This window comes from Pedobacter gandavensis, assembly GCF_014172405.1.
Taxonomy (GTDB): domain Bacteria; phylum Bacteroidota; class Bacteroidia; order Sphingobacteriales; family Sphingobacteriaceae; genus Pedobacter; species Pedobacter gandavensis.
Genome location: NZ_WNXC01000011.1, coordinates 81,202 through 98,178, shown reverse-complemented (window position 1 = coordinate 98,178; position 16,977 = coordinate 81,202). Strand labels below are relative to the sequence as shown.

Below are 16,977 nucleotides of genomic sequence, written 5' to 3'. Positions count from 1 at the left end.
AAGGAACAAAGCCGGGACATCACTCCATTACCTTTCGGCAAGCGTGTGATAAGCTTCGCTATCTCATACAGTTTATATTGATTTGGTTTATAGGATAAAGTTAGCCGAAAACGAAATTGAGAAATTGCATAATCTGCTCATTTGAATTGGACTTTTCGTTCTTTATTTAGGCGGGAATTAGAGAAAATAGGGCTAAAAAGAGTGAATTAAAGCCAAATCGTTCTTGTCCTTTCGATAATAGACTGGCTTTAGCATAATTTCCTTCAGCACACAAAAAACACACAAACATCTATATATAAGCCAATTACAACAGAAACACCCGACTCGCAATTGTACAATACGCTCAATAGACTTGAACAATGGGCTCTTTTTTCTGCGCTTACTCCAGACTATTGCACAAAAAACGCCTTGAATCTTGCAAATCAAGGCGTTTTAAATACCAAAGGCTATGGCAGTTACAAAACAGGAAGAATAAAAATGTGCCCGGCTTAAATGATCAGTTGCTGTTGTTGTTTGTGGCTATCGCGGAACTCCGCAGGAGTGATACCTTTCGCCTTTTTAAATACCCGATAGAAATAGGAGATACTATTAAATCCACAATGGGCAACGACTTCTGCGATTGGCATAGATTTCTTTAACTTTTGCATGGCCATATTTATTCTAAAGTCGAACAAGTAATCGGTAAAATTCTTTTCTGTATTACTTTTTATGAAACGTGCAAAGGTGGATCTGCTCATATTGAGCGCCGCAGCGGCATCAGATACGCAAATCATCTTGGAGATGTTACCTGAAATATACCGATGTAATTTATTGAGCATAATTTCATTCGTGGTCATCTCTGGTGATGAAGCACTGGAAAGCTCTCGCACATCCTCTCCTTTTGATAATTCATACAATAGGATAAATAACTTCATCACCGAATAGAAACCATCTTTTTCCATGGTAATGATTCTCAAAAGAGGGAGAATTCGTTCAATTGTATTTGCACCAAAAATGACCCCTTTGGCCGCGCGGGAAAATAATTCCTGAATACTTTGAAACTGTTTTTTATCTAAACATTGTTCGATTAAAGAAGGGTGAAACTGAAGGGTGATTTCATGAATATCTGTGGCTGAACAATCTCCGTCTTTCCAGGCGTGTTTTAATTCCGGATTGGCGATAAATACGAGGTCTTTATCCCCTATGGTTTCAATCGAGTCACCAACAATACGCTGGGCACCAGCTGCACCTTCTACAAAATTCAATTCATACTCCGGGTGTACGTGTACCGGGAAAGTAAATGATGATTTGGTGCGATCGAAAACTACAAAACAGTCTTTCTCCGACAGCGGAGATTTTTCCCTGTATATATCTGATATCATCATTCTTTTATGCTCTATTTGGTTAGCTGATTCTAAGCTAATTATTTTCGGGCATTATCATAGTCAATCTTATAAAAAGCAGGTATTTTAGGAGAAAAAATCACCATTCTAAGGCAACGAGTGCTGGATTTTCATGGTCTTGTATGATCCGGATAAATGCGGTCTTCATATTTCTGGATCGAACAATAGTTTTATAATAAAACTCAAAGTAATCTTCAATCAATGGATGGTCACCTACCATATAGAATACGGTACTGTCAATCGATCTGTGTTCATAACTCAGGTTTAAAGTATTCACTAACAGCTTCTCATTTAACCTGTTGATCAACTCTCCAACTTCCCATAATTTATCATCAGGAATTGCAACATCAATGATTTTAGTATGAAACATGATTACTTTATCACCATTAGAGAAGAAAATTTCAACGGAAACATTATACATCGCGTTATCCTTATCCTCGAAGGAAGACACAAAAGAACTTAAATCACTGGAATGATGGTAGCAAATCTCTTTTTCTGCAAAGAAATCCCTTGCAAAATTGTAACACCTTAATATAAACTGCTCTTTTGTTTCCTCCATATAGGGGCATAAAATTCTTCTTGGCTCAAGTTTTTCTTCCTGCAAGGGCATTGGTTCTTTTTTGTTGAAGATATAATAGATGATAACCGCAACAATAATGACGATTGGATAAATTGGAGTAGGCATATCAGGATTTGATTTCAAGGAGTTTAGAAAGCGGAATACTGACATAAGTAAACGTATCTCCTTTTGTTGCAGATTCCGGATAGCTTTTAAAAAACAATGCCGTTCTCTTTCTAATGATACTTTTTGTAATCATCTTATCCTCTGAAGGCATGAGCTCTTCCCAATCTCCATAAAGCTTTCCTAATCCGTTGAGAATTCTGGCATTGATCAATTGGCTTTCTTTTAAAGATTCATTTCTCGGCATGCTGACCGATATCTGAGTCAATAATCCATTGTAGAAATCTAATACAATTTTGCGGGGAGTATATCCAAATAGTTTATAGTTGGCGGGGTAATTTACTACATAACTTTCCAATTTTGGATGCTCATTATGGATCCTATTTATGGAGGTTCTGTTTTTGATGCTGCTTATCCTTGATCCAAGGTCAAACTTATTAAACCCATGTTTAACATCGAGACTTAAAATCCGATGGGCCTTAGTGGAGATGCACAAGAATAATAAAATCGCGATGATCATTTAAAAAGTATGTGTCGCATTTACCAATGCAGTCGATATTTCTTCTGTTATTTTTTGTACGCCTTGGTTGGTTTCAGACTTTAAAACCCCATTTATGTAAATCTTAGTATTCACGTACCCTGATGTTCCTTTTAACACAACTGTTCCGTAAACAGCAATCGGATAATCTTTTTTGACATCCTGAATGAGAAACTCTTTACTCCAATGCTTACCCGATAAGTCAGAAACTACTTCCACATTATACGTAGGATTGGTGTAGGCAATTGAGCTTAAGAGGATATCATCCGGATCAATGCTAAATGGAAGTGTAGAGGTGATTTCATACCTGACCTTGATCGGGCCTTTATCAGGACTGGCATCAGCGTCATTTTTTTTACAAGCGCTCATGAAGAGCGTCGTGATGAACATCGGCATCATCAGTAGAAGTGTTTTAAATTTCATGCTCAAAAATATCCATACCTCAAATCCTTTTCTTACTGGAAACCGTAAAATGGAGATGGATTCACTTCCTCATTAAAGACAAAACAACCTGTCTGCAAAAAATATTATTTGTAAATTACCTACCTAACATGCGCTCCACAGAATGAAATATCCTTTTAAGATATGGTTAACCAGTGTACTCCTTGGCCCGATACTCCTGGTCTTTAGATTTAAGCATACACTTTCTAGTATTATTGATTTCATCTTCTCCACAGACTTTCTTCAATTCTATTTCGTGTCTGTAATCATTGGAGGTTGTTTTTCTATTCCTTGCTTCCTATTTCTTTGGTTATGTTATAGGCGCTTAGTAAAGAAAGAAACACCAATTTGGTTGTTGAAAGTGACGTTTTTATTAGTATGCCTACTATGTTGCATCACTATTTTTATTCTAATATCCCTACCTGACCTCACAAATTTCTGGAGCAAAGGCAATATCTTCCTGATAGGTTCTTACTGCTTACCGCTGGTGACAGGAGTATTCATTTATAATGTAAACCATGTTGATTGCGAAACATGATGCAACAGAAAAATTATCAGCTGATGCAACACAAGAAAATCTACAATTGAAAATCAATTAAATCTGCCATAGCCCTATAAGTTGCAATTTCATAACTCTGCTCACATGAGTCTACAGCATGATAGCTTCCTTCAACAATCTTTATTCTAAACTCATATTTCCTAACGGAACTTCTGCGGTCTGAGCTAATAATTAAAAAGAAAGGTCTTAAGCCCTAGAAGACTCGAATCCGACTATTAAAAGAACCACTCCACCGATAATAAGATGGTTCGAGTACTTCCTGCCAGGAATCCTCTACAGCTGCCTCATTAGAGCAAAACTTTAGTGTGTTAACCATTTTAATACGCCATCAGTTCCTCCAACCAAGAATGCTATTAATAAACATAGCGATACGACAACAATCCAAATTATTGTGCTAGTTGCATCGTAATTTGCTCTCTCTTCTGGAGTTGTATTGTTACGCCACTGCTGATGTTCTTCACGAAGTCTTTTACGGCCGTATGCGGTATTTGGGTTTGCAGGTTTTTTCGACATTAGATTGATTAGAGCGTTGTTAATAGACAACATGTAAAGGGGGGAGGTTTTAATTTAATTACTATTCTTTTGACTTTAGTTTCTCGTTTTCTTCTTCCAGTTCTGCCACTCTATCCTCCAGTTCACTATAGCTTGAAGACGAACTTTGCATCCTCTCAGCTTCAACTCTAGCCTTTTCCTCCTCTTCCCTTTTCTTCATCTCTTGATAAGCAGGTAATTCACTTAGAATTTTCTGGGATTGAGCCCTTAGCTGCGCTTCTTCATTTCGTTGCTCTGTTTTCCTAGCTTGTTCTTGCTCCCAAAGCTGTTTTTGTAGACGATCTTGAGGTGTTTCTTTAGGCTGGCTATTGCAGCCATGAATTACCATCAATATTACAGTATAGATTAATAATTTATTTATTAAATATATTAATTCACTAATGATAGAAGTTTGTACAAAAACAACTTATATGTTCCATCGAAACAGGACTTGCTAATCATCAGGGTGAAATTAAAAAGAACATCATATAAGGTTATAAATCCATGGTACATGCTCCCTGCACGCCAATTGAAGGTAACATATAAACTGAGGCAATCTGCAGGATGACTGCGGTATTAGTTGTCTCGAACAAACCTAATCGAACGTTTCTCCGCAGGGAAAGCTGTGATACCGTCAAAAGAGGCTGTAGTATCGTAAATAGCTCCACGTAACCCAGCTGGTTCATCATGGTCATCATAACTATTAGTTGAAACTTCAAATAACAATGGGTCATAAGAATAAGTGATTACGCCATTATTGATACCAACTGGAGATTTAATAGTAGTTGAAGTCCAGAAGGAAGCCATAATTCCCTTACCACTATAATTCTTAATGGTTGCACTGCTTACAAAGCAATCTCCTGTTGATACAAGATTTAATCCGGTTGAGTTATTACCAGTCAGTAAAGCATTAGACCATCCAGCCTTTGACATAAATTTCTGAGATGCAGTAGCATCTGTATAAAGATCAGCACCATCAAGTTTAGTTCCAACTGTAGCCATTAGTACTTTTACATCTGCTTCCGTTGGAACTCTCCATCCAATAGGCAAACCTGTGATTGCTTTGACCTCTTGGAAAGAATAAAGTTTACCGAAGGTAGGGTCATTAGCACCGTCATTATAATTCACACCACCATTACCATTGTAATTTACGGTTGTCCATGTTCTAGTTCCAATGGCAACTGTTGGGTAGACCGCACCATTAATAGTGATTTCATTTTTGAACTGTTCTGGTTCATTATTACTTTTAGAACATGATGCGATTGTCAATAGACTTACCGCTGAGAGTATTAATAAAGCTTTTTTCATCTGTTTACGTGTTTTGGTTCTTGTATCGAGTGCCCACTAATCGCACGATTATTTAAAACAATAAGGGGACTTCCAAACATATCTATATCTCAATTTCTTTCGTTACGGGAAGCCATAATCGGCGGTTTGATTTATATAATATTGATCATCATTGTTATACCGCCATCTTTTTTGACCTTTTTTTTGTATAGGTTCAGTTTAATTGTTACCACAACGTGATTGTTATGGTTAGATTCCATGTGTTTTCACAGGTTTTTCACAGGAATTTCACAGGTTAACCATGGAATCCACGTTAATAACTTGAAGTTTAATAAATGGTTTTAACACACATTCCTTAAGCTTTACCGTAGCATAAAAAAATAATCCACTGTTTTTTAGCCCATTGTATGTTTTTATTTGCTTTACACGAACTAATTGCTATTTTTGCCACCCACAAGCCACGAGGGGGATTAGCTCAGCTGGCTAGAGCGCTTGCCTGGCAGGCAAGAGGTCAGCGGTTCGACTCCGCTATTCTCCACTCTAAAAAGACTTCAAGGATTTGAAGTTTTAGTAATACTTAGTCGGTTCTTTTGATAAGCGATTTCGTTTATTTGATAGAAAGACAAAATGGGGGGATACCAGAGTGGCCAAATGGGACAGACTGTAACTCTGTTGTCGCAAGACTTCGAAGGTTCGAATCCTTCTCCCCCCACTCCAATAAGATTAAAACCTTTCAGTGAAAACTGGAAGGTTTTTTTGGTTTTGAGCAGATCAAATCGTGCACATTACCGTGCACATAATCGTGCACATGATTGGTATCTAACCATAACCAAACACGTTATGGTAACTATTAAAGTCTTCTTAGATAAAAGAAGAATCACAAAGGAAGAAACCTACCCTCTTAACTTTAGAATCTATCACTTGAACAAATCTTTCACCAGATCATCAAAGATCTATTTAAAAGAGAACCAATGGGATATCCAGAAGAAAGCAATAAAAAGCAACCATCCAAATGCCAATACACTGAATAGGCTACTTCTAAAGAGCTTTGCTGACTTACAATCAGAATTACTACTAGCCGATAATGCAAAGATCGTTGAATACTTAAGTCCTAAACCCATCCAATTAATAGAGAAGAAGCCCATTCCAACCGTATTCTCATTTGTAAGTGACCTAATCAGTGAATTAAGAACGGATAATAAAATCGGGAACGCATGGGTATATGAATCAGCGATCAACGCTTTAAAGAGATTTCATCCAGATGAATCATTGACCTTTGAACAGATTGACTTCGAATTCCTTGATAATTACAACAAGTTCCTGCTGAGAAGAGATGTAAAACACAACACAGCATTCTTTTATATTAGAACGTTACGAGCCTTCTATAATAAGGCCATCAAACTCAAAGTTGTTGATAGAAATCTCTATCCTTTCCATGATATTAAACTGAAAGCTGAACGAACGAAGAAGCGAGCAATTGATAAGACATTAATAACGGCTATAATCGAATTGGATCTTCCTGAAGGTTCAACAATATGGCATGCTCGTAACTGGTTTATGATGTCATTCTACCTAATGGGAATATCATTTGTTGATCTAGCCTTACTACAGACTAATAACATTAAGAATGGCAGGATACACTATAAACGACAAAAGACTGGGAAGGTTTATGATATTAGAGTCCTTCCACAAGCTCAGAAGATAATTGACTTGTACAGCTCTAAACGTTCTCAGAACTATCTGCTCCCTATTATTAACCGTAAGGTTGATTCAGAGGAAATAAGATTGAGGCTTATAAAAGACAGAACACGATTAGCTAATAAATACTTAAAGCGGATGGCTGAATTGATAGAAACCAATGAAACCATCACCACCTACACTTCAAGGCACTCATGGGCTACCATTTGCAAGAAATTAGGCTTTAGTATTGAAATCATCGCTGAATGCTTGGGTCATGAATATGGTAACAAGACGACGGCAGTATATTTAGATACATTCGATCAGGAAGTAATCGATGATACTAATGAAAAAGTTGCAAAATCAGTAAACTGTTAGATATCTTTAAACCGGAGTGCCAATCATTCCGGTTTAATCTTAAATGTCCGAATTACTACCAATTAACATCGATCTCACCAAAGTAGAGAAGTACAAGAAGCTGAAAAGTGTAGCACCTACCTTCCTTGATAAATATGCCACTGTAATCATACCAGAGGAGCATCAAGAAGCACTGCTTACATCACTTAAAAACCTGCTGACTTCTTATAATGTAGATCATGAACACCTTGATTACTTCCTTTATATAATAGGTCAGCATTACCAGTTGCTTGAAATTATAACTGAACAGAAAACTGATGCATTAGAATGCGATGAACCATTACACTTCCTGCAAGGCTATCTTCAGCAAACAGAGGAGATTAAAAAGATGTGTAAAACTGATGAAGCTGTAAATAAACAACTAAATAACCGGTACATTGAAGTAATATCCCCAGAATTTAAAAGTAAACCACCAGTAAGACTGCATAACACAGATTTTGTTGTTAAAGGTGTTTATCAGCTATTTAAGCAGAAATACCCTCATTCTTTAAAAGAACTGTTAACCCCATACGATGATATACCGCCCCTAGCAGTTGTAAATGATCTTGTAAAGGAAAACGATTACATCATCAAGTACGCCACCCATTATTTTATACCGGAAATAGTGATCGATATTGTTGATTACATGAATTTACACATGGAAGGTCAATTGTCACGCAAGCAATACCTCTTTATATTTGACTTCATTTACCTATGGGGAGTATTCCTTTTGGTGGAAGAGGAAGACAGCCAAGATTACGGGGTCACTACTGAGTTCAAAGTTCCAACCTACCCAACCACGGAAAAGACAGCATACTTAAAGAAGGTGATTCACCGATACAAGAAGCACATTAAGAGTAACCCGTAATTATAGGGTTACCAACTTTCATTTTTATAGCCTCATCGGTCATCCGATGGGGCTTTCTTTTGTTCGCACTTTTGAAATGTCAAAGGGAAGTACCCTTGATAAGTTTGGCCAAACTTGATTTATTATATAATACGAATTGAGTTATGAACTTAACAACTGAAGAACAGCTATCAAATTACCTAACAAAACTAAATGAATTAAAAGAACGAGGCGTTAAACATCCCTTTTGTGATGGTTATTATAAAATAACAGAAATACATAACCTAACGATCTATGCTGAAAGCGTTGTAATGCTTGTGAGGGCTGATTGGAAACCTTTAGGGGCTACGCAGGAAACTACTCATTGTACTGTGAGCGTTAAACTTAATCCTTTATTCTATTACCATTCTCGAGGCCCAAAGGAAGAATCTCCACAACTTCTTCTTGGTAGAATTATTAAAGTGCAAAAGGTAGAAGTTTATGAGGAGGAATGGAACAATAGACTATTCACTTATATAAAGGTTTGTTGGTCACTTCCTAGACCTAAATCATCGCAACGAGATTTAACCGTCTGCGATATGGAAGAAGGTGATTCCTATGTTAAGGTAACGGACAACGATAAAATAAATGCCATACTAAATAGTAAACCTACTTTTTAATAATAACATAATGCCCGGAATCGGGCACTAAAATAACATCATGAAAACAGAAACCATATATATAAAAGAAGTAGACAAGAAACTGAAGTTTGATAAGATCCTAATTAATGAAGGATTCAATGGACGAATACCCTCAGGCTATATTATTGATAAAGTTAGACCAAATTTAGGTGCAACAACCTTAGAGATAAAAACCACAAGAAATTCTATAATTATTGAACCTTTTATTTCGGTTATGGAGGTGAAGAAGGAGGAGTTTAAAAGCAAGCTTTGCATCATAAATGAAGCGACGAGCAACAAGGATATACATGATTATTTAATACATGATTGTGTAAGTGACAAAAAGCTAATGACAACCCCAGAAGCCTTCGAGCGAATGATTAGTGTCTTAAGGATCGTTGACAGGAATTATCGTAAAAATTACTTCTTACTTTATGATGAATGCGAGAAGATTGTTCAACAAGCAATATTCAGACCTAAGCTGTTGGTTCCACTGGATGAGTTCTTTCTATTTGATGAGAAGGCTTTGATTTCGGCAACACCATTAATACCTAGTGATACACGTTTCGAGGAACATGGATTTAAACTTCTCATATTCAAACCAGATTTTGATTATCAAGAAGATCTAAAACTAATAACGACGAACAACCTGAAGACCTCATTAAGAAACCAATTAAGGCTTTATGATGATGGTAAGCCCGTCTTTATATACTCCAACTGCAAAGAATCCATTTTATATGCAACGCAAATCAAGGAAGTTCAAACAGACTACAAGGTGTTTTGTGCAAAAGACTTAGACGATAAGTTCTTTAAACATCAAAAGATCAGCAATATCCAGTACTCTGTTGAAGATCAGCAATATGCTAAATACAACTTCTTTACCAGTCGCTTTTTTTCAGCCGTTGATATGTTGTACACCGATGGCACAAAACCACACGTAATTATGCTAACTAATATTCCGTGGGTTAAGCATTCTATTATCGATCCTGAGACAGAAGCTATTCAGATTTGGGGCCGATTAAGGGCAGGGATTTCATCTATTACGCATATAACTAAGTTATTCATTAATCGTGAACCGCGCAGTCCAATCCAAATTATTGCCGATATGGAATTAGATATAACGATTATTGATCGCTTAAAGGAGGTAGATCTTGATTTTAAGAACAATGTTGTTCAAGATGTTATCGGAGCCATAACAGATAAGAACTTATTAAATATCGTTTTTGAGAACTATACATTAAACAGTTATATTCAGGATGCTTACCGACATAAAAAGCTAGTTGAAAACAAATACACATCAATTGAAGCACTTAAAGAATCATACAGGCAATCTAACTTTTTCAAAGTAATTCACAGAGATGTTAAACATCCAATTAGCGATGAAGATCATATAAAAATAAAACGGAGCAGCGGTAAAGAGAGAAGAATGTCTGTTGGAATGGCTTTACACAATCTGGAGACTGATTATATTAAAAACAATAAACCCTTAGATGCCGATTATCATAAGACCATTGAAGATTTAAAGGAAATGGATGCCTTAACAGTTGAACTGTACTATTTATGTGGATTTGACCATTTAACAGACATCAGGTTTAACTTATCTAAAATGAGGAAACTATACTTTGAGTTAACCATTGGTAAAAGAACAGTGGCTTACGCCAATATGGTGGATGAAATTTTAATAAAGTTCGTTTTAAATACCAGAATCTATTCTGATGATCTTAAACGTTCCTTACAAGAAATCTACGATAAATATGCTTACGAAAGGGATTATGAAACGAATCATAAAGCCAAAGCAGTGGATATATTAAGATACTTTAAAGGTACGTTTATAGAGCCAAAGAAGCCCGATCCCAAGAGGAAATATCAAACTTACTACATATTATATGAACCTAAACATAGGCTGTCAAATGACCTTAGAATCCTTGAGAAAGTGTAGATAGCAGGGGGAGATTTTCCTTTATTATTTAATAATAATAAGGGATTTACATAAATCCCCCCCCATATTTAGGTGATGGTTAGATGGATGATAGGCTTCTGAATCTTATTGATTTTTAAATACTCGGGAAATGCCCAATCGATCTTTAACAACTGGGTTCGCTTCTTTTTAAGTCTAGAGCCATCAAGGTAACCTTTTAAGCATAACGATTTGTACTGGGTTGAAATCGTACTATATGTAAGCCCTAAAATATCTGAGAAATCATTGATGGTACCATAAACATCAACAGGTGAAACATTGAATTGCTTAATTAAAAGCAACATAGCTCTTTCATATACGGTTAGATCTTTTGTTTTAAATAATTCATAGGGTACTTGGTCAAATTGATCACAATGTGGAAATGTGTACCTATTTGATTCCGATTTATTAGGTGCGGTATATCGCCCAGATCTATAAACATACAAATGCTTTTCTTCCTCAAGTCTTGCAATGGACTTTGTGACGAAACGTTCGCTTAGACCGGATAAAGAAGCAATAGTTTGTTGAGATGGGTAACAATCATTGTTACTTTTATTATTGAATGACCTTATTGCTACAAAGGTTAGGACATCTAGATATTTTAATTTGGTGTTGTGGAAATTGGTGAATAGCGGTTTTACAATGAACGCTCTTGGTTTATTGGACATTATTTTTATTTCATAATCATTATAACATGGCGTATCTGAGTGAATCCAGGAAGGATTATTGAATGATCTTAGTAGAGAGAACTTCTCTTTTTATGTTATACAAAGATACGAAATTTGACCCTTTTTTCCTACCGTGCAGCCTAACAATAACCCAAGTTTCCGTCCTTTTTTAACAGATGAAACAGGAATGATTATATACTTTATTGTTAGTGTGTACCACAGGAAAAACTGCTTCATTTTAAAATGGAGTTATAATCATAATGCCAGGCTTATTAGCTTGGCATTATTTGTTTAACGACAGATCAAAATTTTATTTTTATATATTATATATGTGCGCTCTCCTCTGATCGTCTAAACACAACATCCCCGTACGTTGTCCCGATAAAAGTCGCTTTCCCTACCATTCATCCTTTAGGCCAAGAGACCAAGATTTCATTTAGGAATATCATTTTACGATTAATTCAACTGTAACAGCCTTGAATTTTAAATAGCTCACAAGTAAACCACTATAAATAATCCGTTAACCAACATTAAAAGCACCCTCTAAATAAGAGGCTACGAATCACTATGACCAAGAAAAACGCAGTTAAACCACTTAAAACCACCAAAGAAATGACAGTAATCGCACCAACTGAGGAAATTCTGTTAGCACAGAACCTCGAACTAAGAAATGAAGCCGTAGAACAGGCTTACAAGAACATTATTAAAGGCTGTAAAGAGCTTCTAACCGCATTTGATACTTTACGATATAGAATGCACGTAACAATTGACCACACAAATTCCGGTAAGGAAACCAACCTCATTAACGAGTTTATCAGCTATTTCTGGGACATTACCCTAACTCGTAATCGTTTTAATTACTACATGATTTACGTTTCTTATGACGAGGAAGCCTTAACAAGGTTTGGTCATAAGATCTTCAACAGAATGCTTCGCATCGTATTTAATAACACCAATATCACCGCAACTGATATAAACATTGAAAACTCAGTCAGGATAGATCATTCTGCCACTGATATACAGATCTTCTTCCTCAATAGACTGCTATCAGATCCGAAGGATTACATTATAGTAACGGCAGAAGAGAAAGTGCCATCTTAGAATAAGGGCTCACTAGAGCCTTTATTTACAGGATTCTCAGGGAAGAAATCCTTAGGAGAACAGTTAAACAGCTTCGCCATCAAGTCTATATGGTTCATACTATACTTAGTTGGAGATCTATTACTTTCTACCTGACCAATAAAACCATTCGATACACCTAACCTGAAAGCTAATTCAGATTGGGTCATATTTGCAGCCTCCCGTAAGGCTCTCGCCTTATTGATTACAAACATTTCGATCTCCGATTTAGCGACAGTTTTGACCACAGCCAAAACAATAGATTTAAATCGCAGTCTCTACTTAGTAATACTAAGAATTTACTTAATTTTATAAGCTAATAAATATCAAAGATGAAATCTAAAATTACCGCTCTAGTAGTTCTATTGCTTATCTGTAAGGTTTCCTTTGCTCAAAGAATACCTTACACTGACTTAATCGGGCTATATGCCGATGCTTCCTACGATCGAATTGAAGAAATGGACAGTAAGCTTAAAAAGTTATCTAGTAATTGGTCTGATCTGAAAGCAGCCAAGAATGGATCCAAATTAGCTTTGACATGGAAATATCAATACGAATCTAGTACCGTGGGATATCTAAGAATCTATAAGGATACAGACCCAAAGTACCCTATAAGGCTAAAGTTCGCATTTCCTTACAGTAGCCAATTCAATGAATATAAAACTTGGTTAAATAAAACAGCTAAGGTGGTCAACCGTCTTACAGAAGGTGGTGCAAATTCAGTGGTATATGAATCTGAGTCATTGACTACCATTATCACAACTTATCCAGCTAATCTTAAGAAGTTTTATGAAGATGGATTACCAGTAGAACACTATGAGATATTAATGCACATTAAATTATAAAACATGAAGAGCTTCCTCCTAACACTGTTCGTCTTTGCTAGTATTCAAGGATTTTCACAGACTTTTAAAATTACCAAGATAGAGACCAATCAAGAACGCCGCTACCAAGATCTAAACAAAAGCGCGCTTAATAAGGATCTTAAAGTGGTATTCAACGATAATACAGTAACCATCACTCCCAAAGAAAAGAATAATCCTATAGCCTTAAAGAAGGTTTCAGATAACAATTACTCGTATTCATTTACTGGCTCTCGTCCAGAAACTTATTCTGTAGTGTTTTATAAGACCTTCGGAGTTATTAGTTCACTCAAATTCTCATATTCAACAATTAGTGGTGGTGAATCTTTAAAGAATACCTTCACCGCTAAACGATTCTAATATGAAATGGGTAGCTAACATTATTATTGCTGTAGTCTCATTGATTATTGCTTGGCAATTGATGCCAAATGAAACTTTCCTGCATCTGTTCTATTTCCTACTTGCCGCATTCGTAGCCTTTTGGGTGATTCGGGTAATTCTGGTTTTGTTGCATATTGATGTAGACCCTTTTGAAGATTAAAAAGAAGGTCTTATTTGTTTAAGAATTATTCATTCATCCCAATTCCTTACCTCACTCTCTTAGCGGCTTACAAGAGGGTAAGGTAAGGATTGGTCTTTGTTTCTGGGGGGATTATAGGTTCAGCGCGCATCTACAAAAGACCTTGCAGACAATTCGTTCTATCAGAAAGCCTGTGGTGTTATCAAAGCTAGTGCTAGGAAATAAGGTACTCCGAAAAGCTCTGCTCTCAAAAAACACACGCCATAGCTTCGCTTTGTCATGGTTTTTATATTGAGCATCGGTTTCTCCGTGAATACTCTCTCTATCTTTATCTAGGATTTGCTTCGCTGCATCCTAGATAAAGCTAATCGCATTCCTAGTGCAGCTCACCTTACGCAATCGAAATTTGCTTTACAACTGTCACGATATTTGATACAAATATCCCATCAGTTGCTCGTGTCAAGACATAGTCAAAGACGTACTGCGTACTTCTCCTTTGACACAATTTCTCAGTTCGCGCAGCAGGTGAGCATTAAGGAATGGGCTTTTACACAAAAAAGTTATATTCGTGGAAATTAACAATCGTACATGCAAGCATCAATTGACCTATTAAAGAATTATACAAGAGAAGAACACATAAAATCGCTTTATTCCGACATAAGAAGAATCGACCACTCTATCAAGCCAATTTATAGTAGTAACTGGGAGGACAGTTTATGGATTTCCCATAATTCTATTCCAACTATTGTTTTATCAAGTTTAATCGACTCATATTATTGTCTCCCTGAAAGACCAGATATGGCATTTACTCATCTGTGGTCAGCAATAAATAATACTTACAATTCTGCTTTTATAAGAAAAAAAATAGCGACTAATAACCATAAACGTTTAGAAGAGAATCTTGCAATTTTAAACCTAGTTGATAACATTTTTAGCATGAAAGATGAATTAATTGGGTCAAATTTCACGATAATAACTCTTGTTCATGAGTATATAAAATTAATCCCTAACAAAACACTTAAATTCATCACTAATCATATTCTGAAAGGTTATGCTAGTCAAAAAAGTGGAATTCCAGCCTTCCTTATCAGTAACAGCTATAAGGGATTTCAAAGGCAATATCCGCAGATTCATCAATCTATAATTGATACCTATGGTAATGCTTATGTAGCAGTATGTAATCCTACTATTATTAATGGAAGAGTAGACCTGGGAATTTCCGACTCTGCTAAGTCTAAAAGTATTCCGCATAGCTTGTCTGAAAAACTCCAGGAACTACTTATCAATAAGACTGTAATTGTTTCAAATTCAGCGAATAATCAGTCATTTACATTGAATATTAATGACGAAGAATTAATTAATTTCGCATTTAGGACTGTACTTTATTCCATTAGAAATAGTAGTATACATGGAAATGTTGTTCAAAGACTAAATAGTGAATATAAAAACTTGGATTCGTTAAAGGCTTCAAATTACATTTACTACTTAGGTCACTTATTTCTGTCATTAGGGCTTTACATTAATGGTGATATTAAAATCCAAGATTTGGAAATTAATATTGAGAATCTAGATAAATTAAAAGATATATTAGTATCATAAATTAATTCTAATCTAGAAAACCAACTACCCTTCGGATTACCTCTGTGATGTCCCCGTGAAAAAGACAGATAGATTTCACTTTTAAATAGCCTGATTTAGAGAAATCTTACAATCTAGGCTAAAAAACTTGACAAATAAACATATTTTAAGTACAAAATATGGAAGTTTAAGTCTTGAAACAAAAGAAAGGTCTATATTTATTACCTATACAATATATTATGAGTTTAAACATATATTCAATCGATTTTGACAATGTGATAAAAAGTAGATACATAACAGCATCTACAAATTACAAATTTGCTATTGAACAATTGGTTCCCCTAATTTCCAGGCTAGAAATCCAAAGAAATATACAGGATAGTAAATTCTACAACAGACTCGAAAAAGACCTCGTTAAAGGTTGCATCATGCCCGCTCTAACCCTTGCTTTCATCGATCCTAAGGGAATTGAAATTCAAGATTTAGAGGAAATGAGAGTTTTTCTTCTAAAGAATATAGATGAAGGTTTTATACTGGATGGGATTCAAAGGTTAAATACTTTAAGTAGAACTTTTAACAATTCTCCAGAACTCAATATCGATGCAATTTTATTCTTAAATATAGTAATCTGTTCATCTATGGACAACTTATTATATAGAATGATAACATTAAACAATGGCCAAAAACCCATGTCTGCGAGACACCAGATTGAAATTCTAACAACCAATATGTTTGAATTCGAGATAGAAAGTTCGGATATACCAGTACTTAATGAAAAAAAATACAAACAAAAAAGAGTTAAAATAGCCTTTAATAAGGCTGACTTTGTTAAAGGCTACCTAGCATTTTTGGCTAATTCAACAAACATTGAAAACCAAAAAATTATTGAAGAAAAGCTGGACGAACTAATTGCCGATAAAATTTTAGATTCGAACGTCACTGATGACGAAATTGAATTTGTTGATATAATTAACCTAATCAATCGGTTTTCGGAAGATCCATCTAATTTTAAATGGTTTAAGAATGTTAATAATTTGATTGGATTTTGTGTCGGAATAAAAATAAATTATCCGCTGTTAAACAACGAGGACTCTGAATCCTTTAAAGCCGCAATAGAATTATTTGAAGAAGCTTTTAAGTCTTTCAATTATTCAAAGATCAAAGTCGGAAGAATGAGAAGAACCTTGATAAATTATTATGTTAAAAATTGGGGTACTTTAAGAAACTATCAGAGATTAGAATTAGTAGATGTTTTATCTCAAGTAGATTAAGT

General features: G+C 35.5%; 19 protein-coding genes and 2 tRNA genes. 12 read left to right on the top strand and 9 right to left on the bottom strand.

What is annotated here, in order from left to right:
- Positions 1–488 precede the first annotated feature (488 nt).
- From GM920_RS22710 to GM920_RS22680, 7 genes are all read right to left on the bottom strand, one after another.
- The gene (locus tag GM920_RS22710) at positions 489–1,364 is read right to left on the bottom strand and encodes an AraC family transcriptional regulator (protein WP_235964617.1); all 876 of its coding nucleotides are present in this window, start codon (positions 1,362–1,364) and stop codon (positions 489–491) included.
- Between the two features lie 97 nt (positions 1,365–1,461).
- Positions 1,462–2,085, bottom strand: a complete 624-nt coding sequence (locus tag GM920_RS22705) for a hypothetical protein (protein WP_182961688.1) — start codon at positions 2,083–2,085, stop codon at positions 1,462–1,464.
- Positions 2,069–2,584 (bottom strand): hypothetical protein, encoded by a 516-nt coding sequence (locus GM920_RS22700; protein ID WP_182961687.1) that lies wholly within the window; start codon positions 2,582–2,584, stop codon positions 2,069–2,071. Before GM920_RS22700 ends, GM920_RS22705 begins: the two co-directional genes overlap by 17 nt.
- Positions 2,585–3,025, bottom strand: a complete 441-nt coding sequence (locus tag GM920_RS22695; RefSeq protein WP_182961686.1) for a hypothetical protein — start codon at positions 3,023–3,025, stop codon at positions 2,585–2,587.
- Positions 3,026–3,902: 877 nt separating this feature from the next.
- Positions 3,903–4,115 carry a hypothetical protein gene (locus GM920_RS22690; protein ID WP_182961685.1) on the bottom strand — a complete coding sequence of 71 codons (213 nt, stop codon included), beginning with the start codon at positions 4,113–4,115 and terminating at the stop codon, positions 3,903–3,905.
- A gap of 61 nt (positions 4,116–4,176) precedes the next feature.
- Positions 4,177–4,482, bottom strand: coding sequence for a hypothetical protein (locus GM920_RS22685; RefSeq protein ID WP_182961684.1), 306 nt, complete (start codon positions 4,480–4,482; stop codon positions 4,177–4,179).
- A 227-nt stretch (positions 4,483–4,709) separates the two neighbouring features.
- Positions 4,710–5,402, bottom strand: coding sequence for an FISUMP domain-containing protein (locus GM920_RS22680; RefSeq protein WP_182961683.1), 693 nt, complete (start codon positions 5,400–5,402; stop codon positions 4,710–4,712).
- A 482-nt stretch (positions 5,403–5,884) separates the two neighbouring features.
- On the opposite strand from GM920_RS22680, the gene GM920_RS22675 reads away from it, so the two are divergent.
- The 6 genes from GM920_RS22675 to GM920_RS22650 all read left to right on the top strand — a co-directional run bounded on the left by GM920_RS22675 (position 5,885) and on the right by GM920_RS22650 (position 10,938).
- Positions 5,885–5,958 (top strand) — tRNA-Ala (locus GM920_RS22675).
- A gap of 91 nt (positions 5,959–6,049) precedes the next feature.
- Positions 6,050–6,132 (top strand) — tRNA-Tyr (locus GM920_RS22670).
- A 128-nt stretch (positions 6,133–6,260) separates the two neighbouring features.
- Entirely contained in the window at positions 6,261–7,475 is a 1,215-nt protein-coding gene (locus GM920_RS22665) for a site-specific integrase (protein ID WP_182961682.1), read from the top strand.
- Positions 7,476–7,518: 43 nt separating this feature from the next.
- Positions 7,519–8,361 (top strand): hypothetical protein, encoded by an 843-nt coding sequence (locus GM920_RS22660; protein ID WP_182961681.1) that lies wholly within the window; start codon positions 7,519–7,521, stop codon positions 8,359–8,361.
- Between the two features lie 143 nt (positions 8,362–8,504).
- Entirely contained in the window at positions 8,505–8,999 is a 495-nt protein-coding gene (locus tag GM920_RS22655; RefSeq protein WP_182961680.1) for a hypothetical protein, read from the top strand.
- Between the two features lie 40 nt (positions 9,000–9,039).
- The gene (locus GM920_RS22650) at positions 9,040–10,938 is read left to right on the top strand and encodes a hypothetical protein (protein WP_182961679.1); all 1,899 of its coding nucleotides are present in this window, start codon (positions 9,040–9,042) and stop codon (positions 10,936–10,938) included.
- A 68-nt stretch (positions 10,939–11,006) separates the two neighbouring features.
- Here GM920_RS22650 and GM920_RS22645 read toward each other — a convergent pair whose 3' ends face one another.
- The gene (locus GM920_RS22645) at positions 11,007–11,624 is read right to left on the bottom strand and encodes a helix-turn-helix domain-containing protein (RefSeq protein ID WP_182961678.1); all 618 of its coding nucleotides are present in this window, start codon (positions 11,622–11,624) and stop codon (positions 11,007–11,009) included.
- A gap of 567 nt (positions 11,625–12,191) precedes the next feature.
- On the opposite strand from GM920_RS22645, the gene GM920_RS22640 reads away from it, so the two are divergent.
- On the top strand, positions 12,192–12,725 hold the full coding sequence (locus GM920_RS22640) for a hypothetical protein (RefSeq protein ID WP_182961677.1): 534 nt from the start codon (positions 12,192–12,194) through the stop codon (positions 12,723–12,725).
- Here the strand turns inward: GM920_RS22640 and GM920_RS22635 are convergent.
- On the bottom strand, positions 12,722–12,991 hold the full coding sequence (locus GM920_RS22635; protein ID WP_317171594.1) for a helix-turn-helix domain-containing protein: 270 nt from the start codon (positions 12,989–12,991) through the stop codon (positions 12,722–12,724). The two genes, GM920_RS22640 and GM920_RS22635, sit on opposite strands and share 4 nt — an antisense overlap.
- An 84-nt stretch (positions 12,992–13,075) precedes the next feature.
- Here GM920_RS22635 and GM920_RS22630 point away from each other — a divergent pair, with 84 nt between their 5' ends.
- The 5 genes from GM920_RS22630 (at position 13,076) to GM920_RS22610 (ending at position 16,975) form a co-directional block, all read left to right on the top strand.
- A complete protein-coding gene (locus GM920_RS22630) occupies positions 13,076–13,588 on the top strand; it encodes a hypothetical protein (protein WP_182961676.1) in 513 nt (170 codons plus the stop codon).
- A gap of 3 nt (positions 13,589–13,591) precedes the next feature.
- Positions 13,592–13,966, top strand: a complete 375-nt coding sequence (locus tag GM920_RS22625) for a hypothetical protein (RefSeq protein ID WP_182961675.1) — start codon at positions 13,592–13,594, stop codon at positions 13,964–13,966.
- Position 13,967: 1 nt separating this feature from the next.
- Entirely contained in the window at positions 13,968–14,147 is a 180-nt protein-coding gene (locus GM920_RS22620) for a hypothetical protein (RefSeq protein WP_182961674.1), read from the top strand.
- 567 nt (positions 14,148–14,714) lie between these two features.
- Positions 14,715–15,725, top strand: a complete 1,011-nt coding sequence (locus GM920_RS22615; RefSeq protein ID WP_182961673.1) for a hypothetical protein — start codon at positions 14,715–14,717, stop codon at positions 15,723–15,725.
- 218 nt (positions 15,726–15,943) lie between these two features.
- Positions 15,944–16,975 carry a hypothetical protein gene (locus tag GM920_RS22610; protein WP_182961672.1) on the top strand — a complete coding sequence of 344 codons (1,032 nt, stop codon included), beginning with the start codon at positions 15,944–15,946 and terminating at the stop codon, positions 16,973–16,975.
- Positions 16,976–16,977: the final 2 nt, after the last annotated feature.